This is a genomic window from Pseudomonas sp. H3_D04 (genome assembly GCF_054669175.1).
On the sequence record NZ_CP162801.1, the window covers coordinates 6,003,877 to 6,027,833 of the forward strand.

At 56.1% G+C, this 23,957-nt stretch carries 20 protein-coding genes; 10 read left to right on the top strand and 10 right to left on the bottom strand.

Annotated features, from left to right (window positions below; all coding sequences use genetic code 11):
* The first annotated feature begins 3 nt into the window (after nucleotides 1-3).
* The 6 genes from AB4N91_RS27550 (at nucleotide 4) to AB4N91_RS27575 (ending at nucleotide 7,978) form a co-directional block, all read left to right on the top strand.
* Nucleotides 4-2,040 carry a type VI secretion system Vgr family protein gene (locus tag AB4N91_RS27550; protein WP_460111943.1) on the top strand — a complete coding sequence of 679 codons (2,037 nt, stop codon included), beginning with the start codon at nucleotides 4-6 and terminating at the stop codon, nucleotides 2,038-2,040.
* Nucleotides 2,041-2,058: 18 nt separating this feature from the next.
* Nucleotides 2,059-2,496, top strand: coding sequence for a hypothetical protein (locus tag AB4N91_RS27555; protein WP_154502251.1), 438 nt, complete (start codon nucleotides 2,059-2,061; stop codon nucleotides 2,494-2,496).
* Nucleotides 2,497-2,519: 23 nt separating this feature from the next.
* Entirely contained in the window at nucleotides 2,520-5,618 is a 3,099-nt protein-coding gene (locus AB4N91_RS27560) for a peptidoglycan DD-metalloendopeptidase family protein (RefSeq protein ID WP_460111944.1), read from the top strand.
* Complete coding sequence (locus tag AB4N91_RS27565) at nucleotides 5,593-6,174, top strand: hypothetical protein (RefSeq protein ID WP_145306546.1); 582 nt, start codon at nucleotides 5,593-5,595, stop codon at nucleotides 6,172-6,174. Before AB4N91_RS27560 ends, AB4N91_RS27565 begins: the two co-directional genes overlap by 26 nt.
* 252 nt (nucleotides 6,175-6,426) lie before the next feature.
* Nucleotides 6,427-7,533: a lysozyme inhibitor LprI family protein gene (locus AB4N91_RS27570; RefSeq protein WP_229801709.1), complete on the top strand. Its 1,107-nt coding sequence runs from the start codon at nucleotides 6,427-6,429 to the stop codon at nucleotides 7,531-7,533.
* Between the two features lie 4 nt (nucleotides 7,534-7,537).
* The gene (locus AB4N91_RS27575) at nucleotides 7,538-7,978 is read left to right on the top strand and encodes a hypothetical protein (RefSeq protein WP_154502243.1); all 441 of its coding nucleotides are present in this window, start codon (nucleotides 7,538-7,540) and stop codon (nucleotides 7,976-7,978) included.
* A gap of 55 nt (nucleotides 7,979-8,033) precedes the next feature.
* Here AB4N91_RS27575 and AB4N91_RS27580 read toward each other — a convergent pair whose 3' ends face one another.
* Complete coding sequence (locus AB4N91_RS27580; protein WP_145306550.1) at nucleotides 8,034-8,417, bottom strand: DUF6124 family protein; 384 nt, start codon at nucleotides 8,415-8,417, stop codon at nucleotides 8,034-8,036.
* Between the two features lie 486 nt (nucleotides 8,418-8,903).
* On the opposite strand from AB4N91_RS27580, the gene AB4N91_RS27585 reads away from it, so the two are divergent.
* The 3 genes from AB4N91_RS27585 to AB4N91_RS27595 all read left to right on the top strand — a co-directional run bounded on the left by AB4N91_RS27585 (nucleotide 8,904) and on the right by AB4N91_RS27595 (nucleotide 12,421).
* Nucleotides 8,904-9,290, top strand: a complete 387-nt coding sequence (locus AB4N91_RS27585) for a helicase (protein ID WP_102594931.1) — start codon at nucleotides 8,904-8,906, stop codon at nucleotides 9,288-9,290.
* Between the two features lie 151 nt (nucleotides 9,291-9,441).
* The gene (locus AB4N91_RS27590; RefSeq protein ID WP_460111945.1) at nucleotides 9,442-10,794 is read left to right on the top strand and encodes a hypothetical protein; all 1,353 of its coding nucleotides are present in this window, start codon (nucleotides 9,442-9,444) and stop codon (nucleotides 10,792-10,794) included.
* A gap of 262 nt (nucleotides 10,795-11,056) precedes the next feature.
* Nucleotides 11,057-12,421, top strand: a complete 1,365-nt coding sequence (locus tag AB4N91_RS27595) for a hypothetical protein (RefSeq protein WP_154912744.1) — start codon at nucleotides 11,057-11,059, stop codon at nucleotides 12,419-12,421.
* A 96-nt stretch (nucleotides 12,422-12,517) separates the two neighbouring features.
* Here the strand turns inward: AB4N91_RS27595 and AB4N91_RS27600 are convergent, their stop codons facing one another.
* The 6 genes from AB4N91_RS27600 to exbB all read right to left on the bottom strand — a co-directional run bounded on the left by AB4N91_RS27600 (nucleotide 12,518) and on the right by exbB (nucleotide 19,453).
* Nucleotides 12,518-13,918: an aminoacyl-tRNA deacylase and HDOD domain-containing protein gene (locus AB4N91_RS27600; protein WP_077748573.1), complete on the bottom strand. Its 1,401-nt coding sequence runs from the start codon at nucleotides 13,916-13,918 to the stop codon at nucleotides 12,518-12,520.
* A 78-nt stretch (nucleotides 13,919-13,996) separates the two neighbouring features.
* The gene (gene recG / locus AB4N91_RS27605) at nucleotides 13,997-16,072 is read right to left on the bottom strand and encodes an ATP-dependent DNA helicase RecG (RefSeq protein WP_460111946.1); all 2,076 of its coding nucleotides are present in this window, start codon (nucleotides 16,070-16,072) and stop codon (nucleotides 13,997-13,999) included.
* A gap of 9 nt (nucleotides 16,073-16,081) precedes the next feature.
* Nucleotides 16,082-17,011: a hydrogen peroxide-inducible genes activator gene (locus tag AB4N91_RS27610; protein ID WP_010465236.1), complete on the bottom strand. Its 930-nt coding sequence runs from the start codon at nucleotides 17,009-17,011 to the stop codon at nucleotides 16,082-16,084.
* Between the two features lie 286 nt (nucleotides 17,012-17,297).
* A complete protein-coding gene (locus tag AB4N91_RS27615; RefSeq protein ID WP_010465234.1) occupies nucleotides 17,298-18,053 on the bottom strand; it encodes an energy transducer TonB family protein in 756 nt (251 codons plus the stop codon).
* Nucleotides 18,050-18,478, bottom strand: coding sequence for a TonB system transport protein ExbD (exbD, locus tag AB4N91_RS27620; protein WP_010465232.1), 429 nt, complete (start codon nucleotides 18,476-18,478; stop codon nucleotides 18,050-18,052). The genes AB4N91_RS27615 and exbD overlap by 4 nt, the downstream gene beginning before the upstream one ends.
* Nucleotides 18,479-18,484: 6 nt before the next feature.
* Nucleotides 18,485-19,453, bottom strand: a complete 969-nt coding sequence (gene exbB, locus AB4N91_RS27625; protein WP_102594929.1) for a tonB-system energizer ExbB — start codon at nucleotides 19,451-19,453, stop codon at nucleotides 18,485-18,487.
* 189 nt (nucleotides 19,454-19,642) lie between these two features.
* Between exbB and AB4N91_RS27630 the strand changes: the two genes are divergently transcribed.
* Nucleotides 19,643-20,500, top strand: coding sequence for an SDR family oxidoreductase (locus AB4N91_RS27630; protein WP_154912746.1), 858 nt, complete (start codon nucleotides 19,643-19,645; stop codon nucleotides 20,498-20,500).
* Between the two features lie 140 nt (nucleotides 20,501-20,640).
* Here the strand turns inward: AB4N91_RS27630 and AB4N91_RS27635 are convergent, their stop codons facing one another.
* The 3 genes from AB4N91_RS27635 to spoT are packed head-to-tail and all read right to left on the bottom strand — an operon-like array spanning nucleotide 20,641 to nucleotide 23,950.
* Complete coding sequence (locus AB4N91_RS27635) at nucleotides 20,641-21,381, bottom strand: hypothetical protein (RefSeq protein WP_010465226.1); 741 nt, start codon at nucleotides 21,379-21,381, stop codon at nucleotides 20,641-20,643.
* Nucleotides 21,382-21,439: 58 nt separating this feature from the next.
* On the bottom strand, nucleotides 21,440-21,820 hold the full coding sequence (locus tag AB4N91_RS27640; RefSeq protein WP_003229509.1) for a RidA family protein: 381 nt from the start codon (nucleotides 21,818-21,820) through the stop codon (nucleotides 21,440-21,442).
* A 24-nt stretch (nucleotides 21,821-21,844) separates the two neighbouring features.
* Nucleotides 21,845-23,950: a bifunctional GTP diphosphokinase/guanosine-3',5'-bis pyrophosphate 3'-pyrophosphohydrolase gene (spoT, locus tag AB4N91_RS27645; protein ID WP_010465218.1), complete on the bottom strand. Its 2,106-nt coding sequence runs from the start codon at nucleotides 23,948-23,950 to the stop codon at nucleotides 21,845-21,847.
* Nucleotides 23,951-23,957 lie beyond the last annotated feature (7 nt).

Genomic DNA, 23,957 nt, shown 5'->3' on the forward strand with positions numbered 1-23,957 from the left:
GCAATGTTCAACTCAGCTAACGAAACCCACTTCAGCCTCACCGTCGAAGACTACGTGGGCGACCTGCAAGTGCTGTCGTTCACCGGCACCGAAGGCATCAGCCAGCCGTATCGCTTCGACCTCGAACTGGTCAGCGAAAACCCCGATCTGGACCTGGAAAAACTCCTGCACAAACAGGCGTTCCTGGCGTTCGATCCACAGGGTTCCGGCATCCATGGCCAGATCTACCGCGTCGCCCAGGGCGATGCCGGCAAGCGCCTGACCCGCTACAAAATCTCCCTGGTGCCACAACTGCAATACCTGCATCACCGCACCAACCAGCGCATCTACCAGCAGATGTCCGCGCCGAAAATCATCGCGCTGATCCTCGACGAGCACGGCATCAAGGGCAACGCCTACCGCTTCCAGCTCAGCCAGCCGTGCCCGGATCGCGACTACTGCGTGCAGTACGACGAAACCGACCTGCACTTCGTCCAGCGCCTGTGCGAAGAGGAAGGTATTCACTACCACTTCCAGCACAGCGACAAAGGCCATCTGCTGGTCTTCGGCGACGACCAGACCGTATTTCCGAAGCTCGGCCAGCCAACCGCGTATGTGCAAGGCAGCGGCATGGTCGCCGACGAGCCCGTCATCAAAGGCTTCAAACTGCGCCTCGAAACCCGCACCGGCCGCGTCACGCGCCGCGACTACGATTTCGAAAAACCGCGCCTGCAACTCGAAGCCGCCTACAAACCCGACGGCGAAAGCACCGAACCGGATCTGGAAGATTACGACTACCCTGGCCGCTTCCTCGACCGCGCGCGCGGCAAATTTCTCAGCCAACGCGCCCTCGAACGCCACCGCGCCGACTACCAGCAAGCCGAAGGCCACGGCGACCAGACCAGGCTGATCAGCGGCCACTTCCTGGAAATGTCCGACCACCCGCGCACCGAGTGGAACGACCTCTGGCTACTCACCGAAATCGTCCACGAAGGCAAACAACCGCAAGTCCTCGAAGAGTCCGTGACCAGCGACACCACCGACAACAAAGACGACTTCCACCAGGGCTACCGCAACCGCTTCCTCGCCACCCCATGGAACGTCTTCTACCGCCCCGTGCTGGAACACCCGAAACCCCGCGTCCTCGGCAGCCAGACCGCCATGGTCACCGGGCCCAAGGGCGAAGAAATCCACTGCGATCAGTACGGCCGCATCAAAGTGCAATTCCACTGGGACCGCGAAGGACAGGCCGACGACAAAACCAGCTGCTGGATGCGCGTGTCTTCGAGTTGGGCCGGGGATCGCTACGGTGCCATCGTCATTCCGCGCATCGGCATGGAAGTACTCGTCACCTTCCTCGAAGGCGACCCCGATCAGCCGTTGGTGACCGGGTGCCTGTACCACAAGGAAAACCAGGTCCCCTACGAATTGCCGGCGAACAAGACTCGCACCGTCTTCAAAACCCTCAGCTCCCCGGGGGGCGGTGGGTTCAATGAACTGCGGATTGAAGACAAGAAAGGCGCCGAACAGATCTTCATCCATGCCCAGCGGGATTGGGATGAAAACATCGAGCATGATCAGAAAATCCGCGTCGGCAACGAACGCCACGACACGGTGGTGAAGAACACCTACACCGAGCTGAAAGCCGAAGAACACCGCACCACCATCGCCGACCGCAAGGTTGAAGCGCGGCTGGATGATCACCTGACGATTGGGCAGAACCAGCACGTGAAGCTCGGGACTGCGCAGCTGACGAGTGTCGGGAAAGAGATTCATCTGAAGGCTGGGGCGAAGATTGTTATCGAGGCTGGTAGCGAACTCACCATTTTGGGGGGAGGGAGCTTTATCAAGCTGGATGCCGGTGGTGTGACCGTTGTTGGGCCGGTGGTGAAGATTAATGCGGGTGGTTCGGCAGGGAGCGGGACAGGGATTGGAATTAAGCCGCCGGTGTTGCCGGGGGCTGCGGATAAGGATAAGGCGGGGAGTTTGATGGATCAGGCGTTGGGGAATGCTGTGCCTGAGAAGGTTAAACCGAAGGCTTTTTTTGTGTTTTCTGAGTAAGAAAAAAAGGGTTAAGAAATGAAAGCTCAGCAACGTTTCTGTTTTTTTATGTTGGCCACGATGCTTGGTTTGTTCTCCATCAGTGTTCAGGCTGCCAGCAGTAGTGCAACTTTATGCCCCTCGAAGGAATTCACAAAGTTTTTAGTTGCATTTACTGAAAGCTCTTCTGTTCAGGAGGAGTTTACTAATTTGCCGCTTAAGAAAATTATCACAGTAGATGCGGAGCCAGAGCCCAAACAAGAAGCCATACTAATTGAAAAGATGAAAATGGTATTTCCTGTAATACCTGACAAGAAACGTCGGGAGGAGACAGGTCTTAAGTTGCAAGTTCTAGATAGTACAAGTGAAGAGGCCGCAGTAAAATTAGAAAAGCCTGATACAGACTACCAAGTTATTTACGTATTTAAGTTTAGCTCGTGTTGGTTTTTAGACGAAGTCAAAGATTATTCACTTTGATTGCCATTTGAAAAGGAAGTTTTATGTCTTTCGCTGAAGTGATGCTTCGTGTTTTACCGCCCGTGAATGGTCAGCAACCACATATTACGGGTCATTATGGCGAACAACGACCTAGTGGTCCCCATGGTGGTACAGACTTTAATTATATCGGCGGGCAGAACGGTATAAATTTGCAATACCCAAAGGTATATGCGCCGATAGCCGGTGTAGTCACATTTACAGGCGGATCATACGGCACGATTAAGATCAAAGATGCGGAGGGTAATAGCCACGAAATTCTGCATACAAGCAGCCACATCGTAAGCGTGGGCGCGACTGTTGCAGCGGGTGATGAAATTGGTGCGATGGGTGGGCAAGGGCCAAATGGCGCTGCACAGTATCCTCGTCACGTGCATTATCAAATGAAGGGACCCACTGGCACTTTAATCAGCCCCGAGACATGGTGGAACCAGCAGACGACGGCTCCCGCTAGTGCTCCGCCGGTGTCAGAGCCTGGAGTGGCTAGTACATCAGCTTTCCAATTCCCGATTCGCAAGACAGGCGGGACTCAGTTTAAAGACGCCGATGAACTGTTCGCTGCTCTTGAGCTAGAAACTTCAGGTCACTATCTCTTGGGGAACCACAAGTTTTGGCACGGCGGAATTCACATTAGCAATAAGAGTGCTCCACAATGCGTACGTGATGAACCTGTCCGTTGCATAGGCGATGGGGTAGTGGTGGCGTATAGGTTGAATAAGGATTATCTGACGTCGACATTCGAAGGCGCGAGCGACTCAGAAGCCCTGAAATACTCCAATTCCTTTTGCCTTGTTCGCCATGAATACAAGTCTCCAGCAAATACCGAAGTAACGCCAAATACGCACAATGAGCTGACGCTCTATAGTCTTTATATGCATCTGTTACCGTTTGACCGATACCCGGCACCGCCAGAGGAAATACCTACACCGAGAATTAAGATGGTTGCAGGTGGCTTCAAAGCGCGTAGCTATATAAAAGATGCAGTTGGCTGTATTGAGTACGGCGGGATTTCTTCGGGAACCGAGATAGAGATCCTTGAAGAACACGTGGACGGCATACACGCTAAAGGCAAACTTCTTAAAGGTACTGTTGTCGGCCGGGTTGATGGCCAGGAGTTTTGGTTTGCCTATAAAAAAGATGGCGTCGCTTACCCCAAAACAGGCGGAGGTGCCAGTTGGATTACTGTCCTGCTTCCTGAACGTACGAAACCTGGTTACTGGCAAGGCAAAGTCAAAGCAGTGGTGACAGGAACGGGGTTAACACTTCGTAAGCCACCAGCGACTCTTGCTCACGGCGCCCCAGCCGGTGACCCAATGGGGACGGGGTTAGTTCTTTGCACTAACAGCACAATCGAGTTCGATAGTGGAAAAGTATTCAATCTGAAAGTGGGCAGTCAAACACTGCGGATGGCAGAATGCACATTCATTCCGAGCACTTCGGGTCCAGCCACTGGGCTTAAAAATCAAACGCTCTCAGTACCACCAAATTTCTGGGCTTGTGTCGAGGATATCGCTCCAAACCGCTTCGTCGATTGGCGTGAATTGACGCCGACCGCTTTTGATAAGGTCGTGCCTTTGGGTACGGCCATCAAGGCTGGCGACCCAATTGGATATTTGGGTATGAATGAAACGCTTCAAAGTCCAACTGGCGGGGTTGCGGGTAAATATCAGGTTCATTTGGAGGTTTTTTCTGCCGATCCGAGGATTGAAGATTTTCTAAAGAATACGGCAGGGATTAAGCAAGGCAAGCAGTACATTCACTTACCCGCTGCAACTGTACTAAGCAAAAAACCTCCTGAGATCGGAACTTTTGAGCTGGTCAAAGAGCATGTTGTTGAACTTGGTAAAGCTGTTCCATTTACGGACACTTTTGAGTGGTATGAGCTAACAGTCGTAGACAACGGTGAAACCAAGAATGGTTTACTCAAAAAAAGTGAAGTTACGCTACTCACGCAACATGATTGGGAAAAACTAGGCTTCCGCGTCATCAAAGAGTCTAATCCGAGCTCCGACGGCTTTTTAGATCCCGAAGACATGCCAGATTTTTTCAAGGATTTATACAGTGAGCTCGATGAATTAGGTGATGGTGACGGAAAAGTGACACCTCAAGACTTTCCTAAAGCGCTGAAAAATGTAGAACTCAGAGATCACTGGTCAAAACTCATCGCCTATCACCCAACTGAATGGAAAGATAAAGCTGATACACCGAAGTGGGCTCGTTTGGCACAGCTGCTCGAAGGAAGCCCAGAGGTACTTGAACATGAACAGGCTAGAATCAATAGTTTGGTTTTTTGGGACGATCCCGCTTTGCAGACGAAACAGCTTGGCAGCGGACTTATTTGGCATTTTCATCCAGTCGCATTTGTAGGTAATGCAATTAGTTCACGTGGGAAAATAAAGATAACCGTTGCGATGCTGAAAAAAGTTTTTGAAGGTTTAAAAAAAACTGCTGAGAAGGATGATTTATTAGCTGAGGTTGCATCTCAAATAAATGAGAATAGTGAAAAGTACAAACTAGATACTGTTCTGAGGTTGAGTCACTTTTTCGCTCAAGTCAGGCAGGAAATCGGATCGAAATGTACGGTTGAAGAAGATTTCACGTATGGTGTGGAAGGGCTTAAGTCTACTTTTGGTTACTTCGCGAGCCACCCCGGCGAGGCTACAACCTATGGCTATCCAGGCCCTACGAAATATGTGTCCCCTCAAAATCAGATCGCTATTGCGAATCGAGCTTATGCCAGTAGGCTTGGTAATGGAAATGTCGCCTCTGGTATGGGATGGAAGTACCGCGGTAGAGGTCTAAAGCATCTAACAGGCAAGGCTAACTATGAAGCTTTCAAAACATATCACAAAACGTTTTGGGGGGAAGAGGTTGATTTTGTTGGAAGCCCGGACTTACTACATACAAAATATCAGTATTCGGTAAGATCTGGCGTCTACTTTTGGCTTAAAAACAGTATCTTTGCAGAAGCAGACAAAGGAGATACTAGAGAAAATGTCGATGCTGTAACTAAAATCATCAATAGAGATACCGACAGTTATCTTAAACGATGGAACAATTTTGAAAGGATATACAAAGTTGAAAAAATATTCGAAGGTATTTAAAACGTTCAAAACTTGTGCATTTGCTGTCGGCTTTATGATTTCAAATGCTTGGGCCGCTGAAGCGCCGTCTATTGGGGAGTTGCACCCTCCAGTTGTCGCTGCTGTAGGTCAACAAAAAATTGTAGTGTATTTTCTGAAGAATAATTTAAAGAATAAAATTAAAGACGTGCATGTGGCAGACGCGGAAATATTCTATTCTTCGATAAATTCCGATAAAGCTACCTTAAATTATGTCTGGAAGATCGAGGGTGAACAAATTACATCCGTATTTTTCTACGAATGGAAGTCGCCAGATAGATCGGGAAAAACAATGTATGTTTTGACAAAAAGCAAACTGTCCAATAGCGAATTCGACGGTGTTACGTATTCAACTTTGGAGTTGCCTCTAATAAAGGATGGTGACAGGTTATCCGTTTCCTTTTTTCCAGGCGATTCATCTGATTCCATACTGCAGAATTGCAGGGAAGGGCGTGAGTTAGCGACAGGAAAAAATGCAGTCTGCGCTTATAAAGATGCTGGCAGTATAAAAAAATATCTGACTGCACAGGATAAGTGAGGGAAGGGGGCGGATTTATTTGATTGAACTTGCCATTTTGCGGGTTGGTCGTCGACAAATAAATCTGTCAGCTCTATATGGAAATTTCGATACGACGCTTTCGCATTTCTGAATCAAAACAAGGGAACGGTATTGAGGAAGTTATTTTTATCGGTGATGCTCTTGTGTCCTTTGGCAGTAGCCGCTGAACCGATCTTTCAGTCTCTGCAGTTATGCAAGCAAGACAGTGCCACGAGTAATTGCTCGGTGGTCATGGACAGTAATAGCTATTTGGTGGATGCCCATTCCGGCAAGAAGCTATCCGACACAGCTGAGTCGACTGGAGCGTTGAATTCGTTTCAGCTCTACCGGGATGGCGATCGATACATACTGGCCAATGAAAACTTCTCAAGGGCTCAGTCGCACCGCTGGGTGGTGTTTGGCTATGACGGTGGGAGGATTGTTCTGGAGAGGATTTATATTTTCTCGTTAGACACATCTGAACATTCAGGGCCTCACTGGCATGGTTACGACTGCCGGCCCGGCTCCAAACCATTCAGTCCTCCAAGCGGTGATTCTTTCAGCGAGTCAGCAATGCAGTCGCTGTGCGGCGACGTCGAAGGTGTGGTGATGTTGGTGCCGGAAGATTCATCTATATCCAAACCCTCAAAATCCTTGGCCGTCAGTGTTCCGGTGTATAGCGCCCGAACTCGTGTCGGTGCTGCTACATATGCTTTTGCTAAAAGCGAGGAGCCGGATCTGTCGACGATGGTTTGTCTGTCCAATTGCTTACCCATCGGGCCGGAAAAAACTGAGACATCGGTGAAAAGTGTTTCAGCTGCATCCCTTAACGCTAAGGAAACCTGCAACCCTGACAGCTTTACCAATCCCGATTTGATCATTTGCGGCCAGCAAAGCTTCGAAAAAGTCGACGCTGTGTTGAATGAGCAATACAAGAAAACCCTGGCCAGCTTGTCTCCCGCAGACAGGAAGCAACTCACCGATGTGCAAAGAAGATGGGTGCGCTTCAAGGAAGCGTATTGCGAGGATCTGTATCAAGCGGTTTTGCCGGGAGCGGAGGCGCCCATCGATAAGATTACGTGCTTGGCGCAGACAACCACCGCCCGGTTGGGCGAGCTCATTTATCTACAGACAGGTATGCCTAATGATGGTTTTTACAAAGCTGCTTCGTTGATGGCAGGGCAGGATCGCGAAAGCGGTCTGAAGGCCTCGATCAATCTGCTCGGAGGGGGAGACTTCGACGATCCGGTTTGGAAGCAATATGCGGATGGGCAGTGCGAGATGAGTTTCCGTCTGTTTCGTGAAGACCTCGCTTATTGCGCTGTGCGAATGCGCTTTCAGTTACCTATGAACCGCTAAAGGAATGATCGGTTTGAAATATTTTTCTTCGGTTTTTTTGGCCCTGCTACTCCTCTGTCCGATGACGGCTCACAGCGAAGTCACGACGGAGGTCTCTTGCTTCCGCTCGCAGGAAGGCAAGGACATCAATTTTGAGTTCAGAAGCTATTACGACTCGGTTTCCAAATGGAGCGGTGCAAGCGTTCAGTACAGTAAATCCAAGGAGGCCATTTCTCTCGTCTTTAAGGATTCGGAGGAAGAGGTACTCGATCCGAATCGGCCCTCTCAATTCACGACAAGATGGATTGAAGTGTCCGAAGGTCTGGTGACGGGAGATTATGCAATGGTCAGTCAAGGTGCTCTGATTTACGCAATGATCTATACGAACTACAAATCCGGAAAAAGGTACGTATTCGAGAGCGATAGCGATATGAACCCACCTCCCCAGACAGGCTGTCAGTGGTGAGTCAGGGATAATCAAGAAAGGGGACTTAAGTCCCCTTTTTCTATCCGTGGTTCTGCTACAGCTTCGCCCGATGCTCCGCCGGATTGGGCGAATCAATATGATCCAGTGCTCGCTCCACCAACAACCGGACCCCATCCGCCAATCTGCTTAGCGCCAAGGCTAAGGAGCGCCGTGCTCCGTCCACGTCGTCGGCCAGGTTGGCGGCGATGGCGCTGATGGATAGCAGGTCTTCCGAGGCGTTGGCCAGGAGGGCTTCGGTGTCGATGTCGGGGGAGACGGTGAAGAGGTTGCCTTTGCGAGGCTTGGGTTTATCGCCGGGTGGTGGGGCGAAATGGTGGTTGAGCGCGCGTTCGGCGGCTTCGTGGAGTTTCTTCGAATCGAGGGATTCGTAGGGGGAGGTGGCTTCGTTTTGTGGTGGATTGGGTGTTGGCTTGATCATATGAGTAGTACCGATATTAGGAGCTAAACACCTTTTCGCTTGCGCTTCGAATGAGGTGGCAGCTGTGTATAGGTGTGCAAGACCGGAATCGGCAAACCGGCAGACCCGAAGGCCTCCCACACACAGCCGCCATAACAATTCGCGAGCATAAGAAAACGCTCGGTGAATAGCCATAACCGATTGTGTGCCGATCACGGACTTGCACGTCCGTGTCACCGATTTTGCGGCGACGAACAAAGCCTATCGACGAAGCCCAAGACTGCCTAGTTCACGAACAACACCACGTGTTGAAGGAAATATCCGAGGGAGTCGAGCGTAGAAAGCTCAAAATTTCCACGCTTTTAAACACCCTCGTTTCGTCAATGACTTGGTAGTCATCAGCGTCAAAAACCACGGCATCTTCTTCTATCGCTGCACAACAGTGGCGTTCTCGCTTGAAGCCGCTACACTGCGCCGGCCGTTCACTTTTCTCTTGAGGCTGTGCGCATGAAATTTCGTTTTCTTCTGTGGATGCTGGGTTTGTTGATGGGTAAGGCCAGTCGGACTAATCCTGCGTTTCAGCAGCAGTTGGGTGACAAGGAATTGGTGTTCCAGCTACAGACCCTGGACGGGAAGGTGGCGCGGCATTTCTTTGTGAAGGATCAGCGCATTACCAGCAAGTCGGGCGTGTATGCCGAGCCGGCGTTTGCGATTGCCTTTAAAGACGCAACGTATGGCTTTGCCACGATGCAGGCGAAGAACAAGCAGTTGGCGTTTATGACGGGGATTCAGGACAAGTCGATTCAGATCAAGGGCAATCCGGCGTTGGTGATCTGGTTTCAGGGGTTGACCAAGTATTTGAAGCCGAAGAAGAAGCCTGCTGCTGTTCGTTGATAAATCCAGTGCTGGCTCACGCTGTCATCATTTAGGCTCAAGAGGACAATAGAACTGTCAGTTTTTACAGGCGCGATAGGGTGACTGTGAATGCTCTACTTGGGGGAGGGAGGTCCATAGCGGATTCCACTCACCTTGATGGAGCAAGATCATGATCCAGCTGAAACCAGCCAACTCAGGAAGCCTCGATCCGACATTTAACGGTTCTGGTGTTTTGGACTTTCCGCTCTCTGAAGTGTACGGATTCCCCGATGCGGTTCTCCCATTGGATGACAACAAAACGCTTGTTGTCATGAGGCCTACAGCGTTCAACGTTCCGGTCATAGTTGCGCGGCTGAATGAAGACGGGACGCTGGATCGCTCATTTGGCACTGCGCAGCGTGGCTTTGTTGAAGTGCCTTTCGAAGATAGTGACATCTATGTATTCGGGCTCACGCCTCTGGCTAATGGTGGGTGGCTGATCGTTGGCCAATACATATCGTTCAGCGGTGGCGGTTTGCTCATCGTGCGGCAGTTTCAGGATGGCCGACTGGATACGTCCTTGAATGGCGATGGAAAACTCTTCATTCCTTATGATGATTTGGGTAGTCCCCAGCACAGTGGGGTGACGCTGGAGGTTGCTGGCCGCCATGGCGAAAAGACGTCGGCAGGACGCTCCCGGGTCTCTGGCAACAGCGGAGTCTCTGTGGTTGAGCAGTCGGATGGCAAGATCGTGCTGGTCAGTTCCGTTATCAACACTTCCGGAAAACCGAAGGGAATTGTGCTGCGGCGTAATTCAGACGGCTCGCCCGATCTGACGTTTGCCGGGACTGGCTTCGCGATTGTCGAACTCCCAGGTGTCGAGCATGAATGGAGCGGTGCCGAAGGTGTTGCGGTTCAGGCGGACGGCCAGATATTGGTGACTGGCATGTACGTGAAACAGGACGAATCCATGGGAGCCTTCGTAACTTGCTTCAACTCACTGGGACAAGTAGACCGCACGTTTAATGGCGGCCTTGCGGTGACCATTCCGAGTCCTCGCTGGATGATGTTGAGCGCCATCACGGTTAGAGAAAGTGACGGCAGGATTGTTGCGGTGGGGAATTCGCGAGAGAAGGACGTTCAAAACGGGGTGATCGTCGTTTTAAACAAGAGTGGGTCCTACAATCTTCCTTTTAACAACGGACGGGCCCTTTTTTCTGAGTTGGTGCCGCAGGGGCAGGATTGGGCGCGCTGTGCGTTGCACGCCAATGGATCAATCAGTGTCACCGGAAGCACCGGGCAAGGCTTCGTCTCTGAGGAGATGGCAGTGGTGACGGCGCGTTATCTTTCTGACGGCTCATTGGACATGACATTCAATGCCGGTAAAGGCTTTGCTGTTTTTGACGGTGAGAAAGGATTTGAGCACGCTTTGGACATGGCATTAATGGCTGATGGACGCATTGTTATTTGCGGAAGCTTGTGGGGAGACGGTGAACCTTTGCCGAGCTTCAAGGGCGGATGGATGTTGCGCTATCTGGCTTGATTCACTCAGATAGACCGAGTTGGATTCTTCGCGGGCAAGCCTCGCTCCTACAGGGATTGCGTGAATCCTGTGGGAGTGGGCTTGCCCGCGATGCTTTTAGGCTTGGCTGAATTGCGAAACATTGGCTCCGTGCGTCATAAGAGTGTCTCTCAAAGACAGCAATACTGTTATTTATGACAGGTGTTTGAGGGTGCCACTGACTGCTCTACTGATGTGAGAAGTCCATTAAGGACCTTCACTCAAATATTGGTAGGGCAAAATCATGAATCAGCGACAAGTAAAGAAAAGCGCGGGGAGTCTAGACCCGGAGTTTGGTGATCAAGGTTCAATAACTGTGCCGATTGGCACTACCGGGGCCATTTCGTCGGCCATTCTCGCACTACCTGAGGGCAAGTTGCTTATTGCCGTCGAACCATACGTGGGAGAGCGCTCGTTTACAGTAGCGCGTCTAAATGAGAATGGAGCGCTTGACACTACATTTGGCGTTGAACAAAACGGCGTGGTGCGCGTGATCTTCGAGGATACCTATGTGTATCCCATATTCGGGCTCATTCCTTTATCTGATGGGGGATGGGTGACTTACGGCCAATACACCTCAAAAAATTCTGACGGATTGGCGTTTGTACGGCAGCGCCAGGATGGCACTCTGGAAGAGTCGTTCGGTGTTCGCGGTGGGCGTTTCATTCCCTACAATGAAATTGGCAATCCCGAGCAGTTGAGGGTGAAGGCGGATATTTTGCATCGGGATGGCGAGAAGGGGGCCGAAGTGGAACCTGAGCGGGCGGGCAATTCCGGCTACTCCGCAGTTGCACAGTCAAACGGTAAAATCTTCTTTACTGCTAGCATTTCGCCTGGCCCCGGTATTTCGAAAGGGCTTGTACTAAGACTTAATTCAGACGGCACTACCGATAAAACTTTTAATGGTGTTGGCTCTGCAATCGTTGAGCTTCCAGGCGTGGTGCATAATCGGAATCAGGTCGACGCTATTGCCGTGCAGGTAGATGGAAAAGTATTGGTCTCTGGTTATTACACCAATGATTCGGATAACTCCAGAGGCGGGTATGTCATGCGGTTCGACGCCGAGGGTCAGGTGGATGCCAGCTTTAATGAAGGTGTTCCGGTAACCATTTCTGATCCCGCTTATCGATTGTTTTTTATGAATGCAATCTCTGTTAGAGAAAGTGATGGCGGGATCGTTGCGGTTGGTGATGTGCGGCGTGGCAGTTTGCGATACGGGATGATCGTCGTCCTGAACTCCAGCGGATCTTTCAATCGGGTCTTTAACAGGGGAATGCCGTTATATTCGGACATGCTGCCTGAAGGTCTGGCTTGGAAGCGATGTTCCTGGCAGGCAAACGGAGCGATTGTAGTCGCCGGCAGCCGCGGTGATGGCTTTGTCGGGGAGCAATTGGTAGGGGTGACTGCGCGGTATCTCTCTGACGGCACCCTGGATCCGACGTTTAATCTTCGGGGCTGGGTCGTTTTCGACCTTGAGTATGTTTATGAATCCGTAAAGGACATGGCGATCATGGCGGATGGCCGAATCGTACTGTGTGGCCACCTCTGGCGCGACTCCACCCCATGGCATAAGCGTTTTGGCGGGTTTGTTGCGCGCTACTTGGTTTGAGAAGCTCAGATAGACCGAGTTGGATTCTTCGCGGGCAAGCCTCGCTCCTACAGGGATTGCGTGAATCCTGTGGGAGTGGGCTTGCCCGTGGTGCTTTTAGGCTTGGCTGAATTGCGAAGCGAGTTCGCGCAGCAGGACTTCGGCTTCGAGGACTTTGCTGACGACGTCGTTGGCTTTGTCGCGAGTCAGGCCTACGCGTTCCAGCAATGCGTCGGGGATGTCTTCGTCCGGACCGGAGCCGATGCCGCGGCTGCGCAGCAGGCGTACGGCCAGGCAGACGAGGTTCGGGTATTCAGCGTAGGCACCGTCGTAGCTTGGGTCGTGCTGGAAGCGCAACGCAGTGGCCAGTTCGTCGGGCATGTCCCAGTAGCGCATCAGCCACGAACCAATTTGTTCGCGGCTGATGCCGAGCAGGTGTTGCTCGACGTAGCTGTGGCACAGGTGCGGGTTAACTTCCAGGTGACGGCAGATCAGCGAGAAGTGCGGAGGGAACACGTGGGCCAGCAGCAGGTAGCCGAAGTTGTGCAGCAGGCCGGCGAGGTAGGTCAGGCCGGCTTCCGGGCGCTGGGCGCGGGGCATGGCGCGGGTCAGGCCTTCGATGACGGCGGCGGTGTAGATCGATTGCTGCCAGTACGGCGTGGTGTGTTGCGGGTGGTCTTTGGGCAGGCTCAGGGTTTTGCCCAGGGCCAGGCCCAGCGCCAGGTTGATCACCAGGTCGAAACCCAGCACGCGCACGATCGCGTCTTCCACTGAACGAATTTTGCCCGGCGAGGCGTAGTACGGCGACGCGGCCCAGCTGACGACTTGGGCGGCCAGCGCCGGGTCGGTTTCGACCACGCCGGTGATGTCGTCGATGGTGGCGTTGGGGTCGACACGCAGCTTGATGATTTTCTGCGCGGTCTCGGCCAGCGGCGGAATCTCGATGGTGGCTTCCAGGCGTTGCTGGATGCGTCGTGCGGTGAACGCCTGGACGGCCTGGGTGATTTCCTCGCGGTCATCGTCGGGGCGGTCGAGGTTGGGGCGGATGCTGGTCAGGTTCTCGCCGAAGTTGGCGGCGCTGGCCTTGGTCAGCATGCTTTTGAAATCTTCGCTGGTGATTTCCAGCAGCAGGCCCGGCTCGCCCGAGTTGATCAGCAACTTCGGTTCGCGCAGCAGGCTTTCTTCGTACAGGCACGGCGAACTCGTCAGCGCCGGCAGGCCAGGCAGCAGGCTCAGGTTGTGCTTGCCGAGCATTTTCACCAGGCGTTCGGTGGGCACAGCGGTGAGGCGGCGACCGGTCAATTCGGCGAGGCGATTGAGGTCAAGCAACTGGCTTTGCGGGAACAGCACCATCAAGGCACCGACGGCGTCGTCCACCAATACCGCCTGCACTTTGCGCGAGGCGTTGAGGCCGTGATGATCGAGGACTTCTTCGTAGGCAATGCCCAATTTGCCCAGCAGCAACCGAATAACAGACGGAGCGTGCAGGGGTTCCGGGGCGAGGGCAGCTTCAGTCATGGTCTGTATCCGTATTCAAACAATTGCAGGAGTATAACCAGCTTGTTTAAAAGCATCGTCCACAAACTGCGACGGTGCTCACACTTGGCCGTATTGCTGCCCATGGCGCAGCCAGCGGTCGAGCAGCGGGCTGACGTGATCCGGCCAGCGCTCCAGCAATGCCTGGGCGGCGTCGCGCACGGCGGGCAATAGATCGGCGTCGCGCATCAGGTCGGCGACCTTGAATTGCAGCAGGCCGGTCTGGCGCGTGCCGAGCATTTCACCGGGGCCGCGCAGCTCGAGGTCCTTTTCGGCGATGACAAAACCGTCGTTGGTTTCACGCATGATGCCCAGGCGCTGACGGCCGATCTGTGACAGCGGCGGATGGTAGAGCAGCACGCAATGGCTGGCGGCGCTGCCTCGACCGACGCGGCCGCGCAATTGGTGCAACTGCGCGAGGCCGAGGCGCTCGGGGTTTTCAATGATCATCAGGCTGGCGTTCGGCACATCGACGCCGACTTCGATCACGGTGGTCGCAACCAGCAGCTGCAAATTGCCGGCCTTGAATTCGGCCATGACGGCGGCTTTTTCCGCGGGCTTCATGCGGCCGTGGATCAGGCCGACCTTCAGCTCGCCGAGCGCGGCGGTGAGGTCTTCGTAAGTGGTTTCGGCGGCCTGACAGGTCAGCTCTTCCGATTCTTCAATCAGCGTGCACACCCAATAGGCCTGACGCCCTTCGGCACAGGCGCCGCGCACGCGTTCAATGACTTCGACGCGCCGGGTATCGGTGACCAATACCGTGTTGACCGGGGTTCGGCCGGGCGGCAGTTCGTCGAGGATCGAGGTGTCGAGGTCGGCGTAGGCGCTCATGGCCAGCGTTCGTGGAATCGGCGTGGCGGTCATGATCAGCTGATGGGGGCACATCCGCCCGCCGACGCCTTTCTGCCGCAATGCCAAGCGCTGCTGCACGCCGAAGCGGTGCTGTTCGTCGATGATTGCCAGTGCAAGGTTCTTGAACTGCACTTCCTCCTGGAACAACGCGTGAGTGCCGACCACCATGGGTGCGCCATTGGCGATCTGCTCCAGCGCGGCCACGCGGTTTTTGCCCTTGAGCTTGCCGGCCAGCCACGCGACTTCAATGCCCAGCGGTTCGAGCCAGCGCTTGAAGGTGATGAAGTGCTGCTCGGCGAGAATTTCCGTGGGCGCCATCAATGCGACCTGATAACCAGCCTCCAACGCCTGAAGCGCGGCGAGGGCCGCGACCACGGTTTTGCCCGCGCCGACGTCGCCCTGAATCAGCCGAAGCATCGGTTCGTGCTGGCTCAGGTCGTAGGCGATTTCGTTGCCGACTCGTTGCTGTGCGCCGGTTGGCGTAAAGCCCAGATTGGCCAGGTATTGCGCCGGCAGTTTGGTGGCTTTCGGCATCGCCGGCGCGCGCAGGGAGCGCATGCTTTCGCGCAGACGTTGCTGGGATAGCTGATGGGTCAGCAGTTCTTCAAAGGCCAGACGGTGCTGAGCCCAGTGATGGCCGAGGGCAAGTTCGTCGACATCGGCATCGGCGGGCGGGTGATGCAGGTAGCGGATCGCATCGGCCAGCGGCGCGAGTTGATAGTCCCGGGCCAGTTCGGTCGGCAGCCAGTCGGGCAGGCTGGTCGGGCCGAGCATGGTCAGGGTTTGCATGCACAGTTGACGCAAGCGCTGCTGGGTCAGGCCTTCGGTGAGCGGGTAGACCGGGGTCAGGGTTTCATCCACCGGCGGTGGCTCGTCGCCGGTGATGGCGCGGTATTCCGGGTGGTAGATTTCCAACCCCGACGCACCGGGCCGGGCTTCGCCGTAGCAGCGAATCCGCGTGCCGCGTTTGAGGCCTTCTTTCTGGGCGTTGCTGAAATGGTAGAAGCGCAGACTGAGCCCGCCGGTGCCGTCCTGCAGACGCACGACGAGGCTGCGGCGACGGCCCATGACCACGTCGGCGCCGCTGACGGTGCCTTCGATCACGGCGTCCTGGCCGGGTCGCAAATGGCCGATCGGGACTACACGGGTGCGGTCCTGATAACGCAGCGGCAGGTGGAACAGCACGTCCTGGAGATTCTCCAGGCCGACCTTGGCCAGTTTCTCGGCCATGGCCTCGCCGACACCCTTGAGTGTCGTGACCGACACTTGCGACAACTCGGTCATGGCAGCGACTTAGGCCGCAACCACCGGTGCTTGCGGCTTGGCAACCGAGCACAGGCGAATGGAGTCAGCGAGGATCTCGATGGCTTTCGGACGCGGGAAGCTCGCGCGCCACGCAATGGCCACGGTGCGGAACGGCACCGGAGGCGTCAGTGGGCGCACTTCGATCACGCCAGGGGCGTAGTGATGGCTGTCGACGGCCGACAGCGGCAGGATCGAAATGCCCAGGCCGGACGCGACCATGTGGCGGATGGTTTCCAGAGAGCTGGATTCCACCGTGGTGTGTTTGGCGCCGTCGTTGCCTTTGGCCAGGGTCGGGCAGGCTTCCAGCACTTGATCGCGGAAGCAGTGGCCTTCGCCGAGCAGCAGCAGGCTCTTGTCGTTGAGCAGGCTGGCGTCGATGGATTCTTTTTGCGTCCACGGGTGCTGGGCCGGCATCAGCACGTAGAACGGCTCGTCGTAGAGCTGCAGGGTCAGCACGTCGGCTTCGTTGAACGGCAGGGCGATGATGATTGCGTCGAGCTCGCCGTTGCGCAGTTTGTCGCGCAGTACGTGAGTGAAGTTTTCTTCGATGTACAACGGCATCTGCGGGGCGACCCGGTGCAGTTGTGGAATCAGGTGCGGAAACAGGTACGGGCCGACGGTGTAGATCGCGCCGACTTTCAGCGGAGCGGTCAGCTGGTTTTTGCCAGCCTGGGCCAGTTCGCGAATGCCTTGGGCCTGTTCCAGGACTTTCTGCGCCTGGGCAACGATGCCTTCACCGACCGGGGTCAGGCGCACGGCACTCTTGCTGCGCTCGAAAATCAGCACACCGAGTTCGTCTTCAAGCTTTTTCACGCCCACCGACAGGGTCGGCTGACTGACGTGGCAACGCTCGGCCGCGTGGCCGAAATGCTGCTCTTGGGCGAGGGTAACGATGTAGCGTAATTCTGTGAGAGTCATAGCAAGCGTCCATGAAGTTGCGCGCCAAGCATAACGGCTGCAATCGATAGACGCACGTTATCAGAGTGAGTGTGCAGAGTGACACTGGGTAATGCCGGTTTGCCGCTGGCAGATACACAAAAGGCACCTTTGGGTGCCTTCTCTGCATGATCATGGACTTTCCTGCTGGAGGAGACCCCTGTAGGAGTGAGCCTGCTCGCGATAGCGGTATTACATTCACCGAAAAGGTTGAATGTGGTGGCCTGATCGCGAGCAGGCTCACTCCTGCAATGGTTTTGTGTTGCGATTAGCGGCGGCGTTTTTCCAGTGAGTAGAGGAACGGCGCCGTGATTTCGATGGTGCCATTGGTCAGCATGTCCGCCGGTGGCTTGGGCAGCGGTTGGGCGAGGCGGATCATTTCCAGGGTAGCGCGGTCCAGATCGGCGGTGCCTGAACGGCTCACCAGTTCGTACGACAACACATTACCTTCGCCATCAACGATGAAGCGCAGACGGTTGGTGCCTTGCTTGCCCCGATTCTGTGCACTCACCGGGTACTTTTTGTACTTGCCCAAGTGCGCGAGCAAAGTGCCTTCCCAGCTGGCCTTGGCAGCCTGTTGTGCAGGCGATGGGCCCGGTGCTGGTTGCGCGGATTTCTCCGTCGGTGCCTGGGTCGGTTGCGCGTCGCTAGGTTTCTCCTCGGACGGTTTCTCCTTCGGCGGCTCCGGCTTTTTCTCCACAGGCTTGGGTGGTTGCGGCTTCGGCTTCGGCTTGGGTTTGACCGGCTTCGGCACAACGATCTCGGCCTTCGGCACTTCAGCCAGTTTCGGGATCGGCAGTTCTTCTACCGGGGCCGGTGGCTGTGGCGGCGTTATCACCTTCGGCGGTGCCGGCGGTGGTGGGGCCGGAACCGGCGCCAACTCGACCATCATCGCCTGCGGAGGCAGCTCGATGGGTGGGCGCGACGTCCAGTTCAGCGCCAGCGCAATAGCCAGTGCATGGACGCCCAGCACCACGGCCAGGCTCGCGCTGTAACGCGTCAGCTTATGGCGCGTCGTGATCATTTCTTGACTGCCGTCTCGAGCCCGACCAGACCTACCTTCAGGTAACCGGCGGAGCGCAGGTTGTCCATCACGCTCATCAGGTCGCCATAATCCACGCCTTTATCGGCCTGGAAGAAGATCGTCGTGTCTTTCTTGCCTTGGGTCCTGGCGTCGAGGGTGGCGCCAAGTGCTTCGGCCTTCACTTCGTCTTCACCGAGGAACAGGCGCTGGTCAGCCTTGACGCTGAGGAACACCGGCTTCTCTGGCCGCGGCGCCGGTTTGGCACTGGAGGCGGGCAGGTCGACCTTGATGTCCACGGTGGCCAACGGAGCGGCCACCATGAAGATGATCAACAGCACCAGCATCACGTCGATGAACGGCGTGACGTTGATTTCATGGTTCTCGGCCAGATCGTCGTCTGCGCCTTCTTTCAAATGCAAGCCCATGGCTGATTACCCTACTTTGACCATGTGGGGTTGCGCGGAGCGCTCGGCGGTCGGCAGGTGATCGAGGTCGCGGCTGACCAGCAGCAGGACTTCAGCCGAGGCATCGGACACTTGCGCCTTGTAGCCAGCGATGGAGCGGGCGAAGACGTTGTAGATCACAACAGCAGGAATCGCCGCAACCAGACCCAGCGCGGTGGCCAGCAGGGCTTCGGCGATGCCGGGGGCGACGACGGCGAGGTTGGTGGTCTGGGTTTTGGCGATGCCGATGAAGCTGTTCATGATGCCCCACACGGTGCCGAACAGGCCCACGAATGGCGCGGTGGAACCGATGGTGGCGAGCACGCCGGTGCCGCTGCTCATGTTGCGACCGCAGGCTGCAACCAGACGCTCGAGACGGAAGGCAACACGTTCCTTGATGCCTTCTTTCTCGCGGCTGTTGACAGACAATCGCATCTCTTCCAAGGCGTCATGCACCAGCAGGTTGGCGAGGGTGCCTTGCTTCGTGGCGGTGGCGCTGGCTTCTTTAAGGGTGGTGGCTTTTTTCAGGTGGACGATTTCAGTGCGCAGACGCCGCTTGGCGCCCATCAGCTCGAAGCCCTTGGCGATCCAGATGGTCCAGGTGATGATCGAGGCGATGGCCAGACCGATCATCACGATTTTCACGATAATGTCGGCGTTCTGGTACATGCCCCAAGGCGACAGGTCGTGGGCCATGCCCAGGGTGTTGTCGGCTTCGAGAACTTCAGGGACGTCTTCGGCATCTACTGCCTGAGCCGGGTCGGTTGCGGCGGGTGCAACGGCGGGGGCGGCATGATCAGCCGGGGCTGGAGCAGCGGCGGCGGCCGTAGTGGCCGGAGCTTGTACGTCAGCGAAAGCGGCGGTCGGTGCCAGCATCAGGCTGAGCAGCAGGGCGGCCACTGCGCTCCAGGCGCGAGGTCGTTTGGTTGGCGAAGCGGGGAATTGATTGCGTGTCATGCTGGCCGGACCTGAAATAGAAAAACGGTAAATGCTCTTCCAGGCCTCGTAAGGCCGAGAACAAAAGTGGCGTGCATTATTGCAAGTAATTCTTGTTAACAAAAGTAATAGAGTATCTTTTTTTCCTTCATTGCTAGCCGCTCGTCCATTGTCGGCGCTAGTCTTTGCCTTTCTGATGGGAGTTTTCTGATGTCTGCGCCTTCTGTTTTGATCGCCGGCTGTGGTGATGTCGGCGGTCGTTTGGCCACGCAATTGATGGCTTCCGGGTGGGAGGTTCATGGCCTGAGGCGGGACGTCTCGCGCCTGCCCGAGGGGGTCATTGGCGTTGCCGGCGACTTGTTCGATAAGGACTGTCCTGAGACGTGGCCCATCGGTGCCGTGGATTACCTCGTTTATTGTGCGGCCGCGACCAATCACGATGAAGCCGGTTATCGCGCCGCGTATGTCGAGGGGTTGGAGCATGTGCTGGAGTGGCTCGACGACTACGGGCAGGTACCGAATCGCCTGCTGTTTGTTTCCAGCAGCAGTGTGTATGGCCAGCAGGAGGGCGAGTGGGTCGACGAGACTTCGCCGACCCTTGCATCAGGCTACTCGGGTCGATTGATGCTGGAGGCCGAGAAAGTGGCGCTCCAGAGCGGCATCCCGGCAAGCATCGTGCGCTTGACTGGCATCTACGGCCCGGGCCGCGAATGGCTGCTGACTCAAGTGCGTCGTGGCTATCGCGTGGCGGTTGACCCGCCGCTGTATGGCAACCGCATCCACGCCGATGACGCGGCGGGCTTGATGGCGTTTCTGCTTGAAGCGGATCGACGCGGGGTGGCGTTGGATGACGTCTACATCGGTGTCGACGACGCGCCAGCGCCGCTGGCCGAAGTGGTGGGCTGGTTGCGTGAGTATCTGGGCGTGACCGAGTGGGCTGACGACGCGAGCGTACGGCGCACGGGCAGCAAGCAATGCAGCAATGCCAGGGCGAAGGCCCTAGGCTGGACGCCGAAGTACCCAAGCTATCGAGAAGGCTACGCCGCCATTCTCGAAGGCCGCTGCTGACTTCCCATCACCACAAACCAAATGTGGGAGCGAGCCTGCTCGCGATGGTGGCATAACATTCAACATCATCGTTGGCTGTTATGGCCTCATCGCGAGCAGGCTCGCTCTCACATTGGTTTTGCGTTGGCTTCAGGGCCGGGTTACTGCTTTTCCAGCAACCACTTGCGATCACCCGGCGTGAACTGAGGCATTTCATCCGCCTGAGCCGTGTTCACTGCCTGCAGAATCTCCAGTTCCTTGCCCTTGCGCGCAAAGATCCAGGTATTGCCCTGGCCGTTCACTTGCAGCCACATGTTGTCATTGCCGCCGCTCATCGACGCGCAATCGCCCGCCAGGCAAAGGGCATATCGATCGGCACCCGGCAGTCCGGCAACCTGGCCATCGGCCTGGAATTGCACGGTATTGCCTTCGCCCGGACCGTTGACGATTTTCCAGCTGCCGCCCATGTAGGCGGTGTACAGCGCGCGTTCGAAGCTCGCGCCAATCGGTGCGCCATCCGGGACCGGAATCAACGCGCGGTCAAAGACCTGCTCCGGCTCGTTTTCGCTGGCGGCCTGGCTCAGTTGCTTGCCGTCACGCTTCAGTTCGCTGGCGGAGCTGCCATAAAAGTCGACTTTCCAGGCGCCGGACTCTTCGCCCAGCAGCTTGCCGTCGACGTTTTCAAAACCATTGGTGTAGCGGGCTTGAGCGGCCTTGGTGTTGACGTCCCATTCCAGGTTCGGGCCATAAGCCTGGAGCGCTTCACGCAGGGGGCCACCTTTGGACGCAGCGTCGATCGCCACCTGATTGATCCAGGTGCCGCTGATGTCACGATCGGCAGGGTTGCTGGCACAACCGCCCAAGAGTAGGGCGACCAGCGAGAGAGCTAGCGCATGGCGCATGGTGGAATCCTTTCAGAAACGAAGTCGACGCAACCTTGAAAAGGCTGCGCCGGATGTATTACTCGATGACCAGAATGGCATCCATTTCAACCTGCGAACCCTTTGGCAGGGCGGCTACGCCGATGGCGGCGCGGGCAGGGTATGGCTGGTCAAAGTACTTGCCCATGATCTCGTTGACCTTGGCGAAGTGGCTCAGGTCGGTGAGGAAGATGTTCAGTTTGACGATGTCCTTGAACGAACCGCCAGCGGCTTCGGCCACGGCTTTGAGGTTCTCGAACACCTGGACGGTCTGGGCTTCGAAGCCTTCAACCAGTTCCATGGTTTTTGGGTCCAGAGGAATCTGGCCCGACATGTAGACGGTGTTGCCAGCCTTGATCGCCTGGGAGTAAGTACCGATGGCGGCCGGGGCCTTGTCGCTGGTGATAACAGTCTTGGTCATGAATGACTCCTTGTAATAGTGGGCTTAGGCGCGCATGCGGGTGATGCGGATCACCCCGGTCAACGCACGCAGTTTCTTGATCACGCGGGCCAGGTGTACGCGGTCGTGCACGCTGACCACCAGTTGGACCACGCTGATGCGACCATCGCGTTCGTCCATGCTGATTTTCTCGATATTGCCGTCGGCCGCGTTGACGCTGCTGGCCAGCAGGGCGATCAGGCCGCGCTGATGTTCCAGTTCGACGCGCAGCTCGACGTTGAATTCGCCGGTGACATCCTTGGCCCACGAGAGCTGGATGCATTTTTCCGGGTTGTGACGGATTTCGCTGATGTTGCGGCAGTTGTCCAGGTGCACGACCATGCCTTTGCCGGCGGACAAGTGACCAACAATCGGGTCGCCCGGGATTGGTGTGCAGCACTTGGCGTAGCTGAGCACCAGGCCTTCGGTGCCGCGAATCGCCAGCGGGCCTTCCGGACTTGGCAGCTGTTCGCCTTCGCCAAGCAGGCGGCGGGCGACTACATAGGCCATTCGATTGCCCAGGCCGATGTCTTCCAGCAAGTCTTCGATCAGTTCGAGACGGTATTCGGCGAGCATCGCCTTGACGCGGTCGGCCGGTACTTTTTCCAGCGAGCTGTCGAAACCATTGAGCACTTTGTTCAGCAGGCGCTCGCCCAGGCTGATGGACTCGGAACGGCGTTGCAGTTTCAGCGCATGGCGGATGTGGGTCCGTGCCTTGCCCGTGACCACGAAGTTGAGCCACGCCGGGTTCGGCCGGGCACCGGGAGCACTGACGATCTCGACCGTGGAGCCGCTTTGCAGCGGTTCGGACAGCGGTGCGAGACGACGATTGATCCGGCAGGCGATGCAGCTGTTGCCCACGTCGGTGTGCACCGCGTAAGCGAAGTCGACCGCCGTGGAGCCTTTGGGCAGCTCCATGATCCGGCCTTTGGGCGTGAAGACGTAGACCTCGTCCGGGAACAGGTCGATCTTCACGCTCTCGATGAATTCCAGCGAGTTGCCGGCCCGTTGCTGCATTTCCAGCACGCCTTTGACCCACTGGCGAGCGCGGGCGTGAGTGCCTTTTGGCTGCTCGTCGCCGCTGGATTTGTACAGCCAATGGGCGGCGATGCCGTTGTTGGCCATCTCTTCCATTTCACGGGTGCGGATCTGGATCTCGATCGGAACACCGTGCATGCCGAACAGCGTGGTGTGCAGCGACTGGTAGCCGTTGGCCTTGGGGATCGCGATGTAATCCTTGAAGCGTCCCGGCAACGGTTTGTACAAATTATGCACAGCGCCTAGCACGCGGTAGCAGGTGTCGACCTTGTCGACGATGATCCGGAACGCATAGACGTCCATGATCTCGTTGAAGGCCCGACGCTTGCCGCGCATTTTCTTGTAGATGCCGTAGAGGTGTTTCTGACGACCGCTGACCTCGCCCTGGATGCCATCGATGGCCAGGCAGTGGCTGAGGGATTCTTCGATCTTGTTGACGATTTCCTTGCGGTTGCCCCGGGCGCGTTTGACGGCCTGGTTGATCCGTGCGGAACGCATCGGGTGCATGGCCTTGAAGCCGAGGTCTTCGAATTCTATGCGGATGGCGTGCATGCCCAGCCGGTTGGCGATGGGCGCATAGATTTCCAGGGTTTCCTTGGCGATCCGCCGACGCTTTTCACCGGACAGGACTTCAAGCGTGCGCATGTTGTGCAGGCGGTCGGCGAGCTTGACCAGGATCACGCGAATGTCGCGCGCCATGGCCATGGCCATTTTCTGGAAGTTTTCGGCTTGTGCTTCGGCCTTGGTCTCGAAGTTCATCTGGGTCAGTTTGCTGACCCCGTCTACCAGTTCGGCCACGGTTTCGCCGAACTGCGCTTGCAGCGCTTCCTTGGCAATACCGGTGTCTTCGATCACGTCATGCAGCATCGCCGCCATCAGGCTCTGATGGTCCATGTGCATGTCGGCAAGAATATTCGCCACCGCAAGAGGATGCGTGACGTACGCCTCACCGCTGCGGCGGCGTTGGCCGTCGTGGGCTTGTTCGGCGTAGAAGTACGCTCGGCGGACCAGGTTGACCTGGTCCTTGCCGAGGTAGGTCGATAAGCGATCGGCGAGGGCGTCTATGCTCGGCATGATGACT

Excerpts from the sequence above, each read along its gene's own strand:
- AB4N91_RS27580 (WP_145306550.1), bottom strand. The coding sequence starts at position 8,417 with ATGATCAAGCCAACACCCAATCCACCACAAAACGAAGCCACCTCCCCC.
- AB4N91_RS27640 (WP_003229509.1), bottom strand. The coding sequence starts at position 21,820 with ATGACCAAGACTGTTATCACCAGCGACAAGGCCCCGGCCGCCATCGGT.
- AB4N91_RS27590 (WP_460111945.1), top strand. The coding sequence starts at position 9,442 with ATGATCCAGCTGAAACCAGCCAACTCAGGAAGCCTCGATCCGACATTT.
- spoT (WP_010465218.1), bottom strand. The coding sequence starts at position 23,950 with ATGCCGAGCATAGACGCCCTCGCCGATCGCTTATCGACCTACCTCGGC.
- AB4N91_RS27600 (WP_077748573.1), bottom strand. The coding sequence starts at position 13,918 with ATGACTGAAGCTGCCCTCGCCCCGGAACCCCTGCACGCTCCGTCTGTT.
- AB4N91_RS27585 (WP_102594931.1), top strand. The coding sequence starts at position 8,904 with ATGAAATTTCGTTTTCTTCTGTGGATGCTGGGTTTGTTGATGGGTAAG.
- exbB (WP_102594929.1), bottom strand. The coding sequence starts at position 19,453 with ATGACACGCAATCAATTCCCCGCTTCGCCAACCAAACGACCTCGCGCC.
- AB4N91_RS27575 (WP_154502243.1), top strand. The coding sequence starts at position 7,538 with ATGATCGGTTTGAAATATTTTTCTTCGGTTTTTTTGGCCCTGCTACTC.
- AB4N91_RS27570 (WP_229801709.1), top strand. The coding sequence starts at position 6,427 with ATGGACAGTAATAGCTATTTGGTGGATGCCCATTCCGGCAAGAAGCTA.
- exbD (WP_010465232.1), bottom strand. The coding sequence starts at position 18,478 with ATGGGCTTGCATTTGAAAGAAGGCGCAGACGACGATCTGGCCGAGAAC.
- AB4N91_RS27555 (WP_154502251.1), top strand. The coding sequence starts at position 2,059 with ATGAAAGCTCAGCAACGTTTCTGTTTTTTTATGTTGGCCACGATGCTT.
- AB4N91_RS27595 (WP_154912744.1), top strand. The coding sequence starts at position 11,057 with ATGAATCAGCGACAAGTAAAGAAAAGCGCGGGGAGTCTAGACCCGGAG.
- AB4N91_RS27635 (WP_010465226.1), bottom strand. The coding sequence starts at position 21,381 with ATGCGCCATGCGCTAGCTCTCTCGCTGGTCGCCCTACTCTTGGGCGGT.
- recG (WP_460111946.1), bottom strand. The coding sequence starts at position 16,072 with ATGACCGAGTTGTCGCAAGTGTCGGTCACGACACTCAAGGGTGTCGGC.
- AB4N91_RS27550 (WP_460111943.1), top strand. The coding sequence starts at position 4 with ATGTTCAACTCAGCTAACGAAACCCACTTCAGCCTCACCGTCGAAGAC.
- AB4N91_RS27610 (WP_010465236.1), bottom strand. The coding sequence starts at position 17,011 with ATGACTCTCACAGAATTACGCTACATCGTTACCCTCGCCCAAGAGCAG.
- AB4N91_RS27560 (WP_460111944.1), top strand. The coding sequence starts at position 2,520 with ATGTCTTTCGCTGAAGTGATGCTTCGTGTTTTACCGCCCGTGAATGGT.
- AB4N91_RS27630 (WP_154912746.1), top strand. The coding sequence starts at position 19,643 with ATGTCTGCGCCTTCTGTTTTGATCGCCGGCTGTGGTGATGTCGGCGGT.
- AB4N91_RS27615 (WP_010465234.1), bottom strand. The coding sequence starts at position 18,053 with ATGATCACGACGCGCCATAAGCTGACGCGTTACAGCGCGAGCCTGGCC.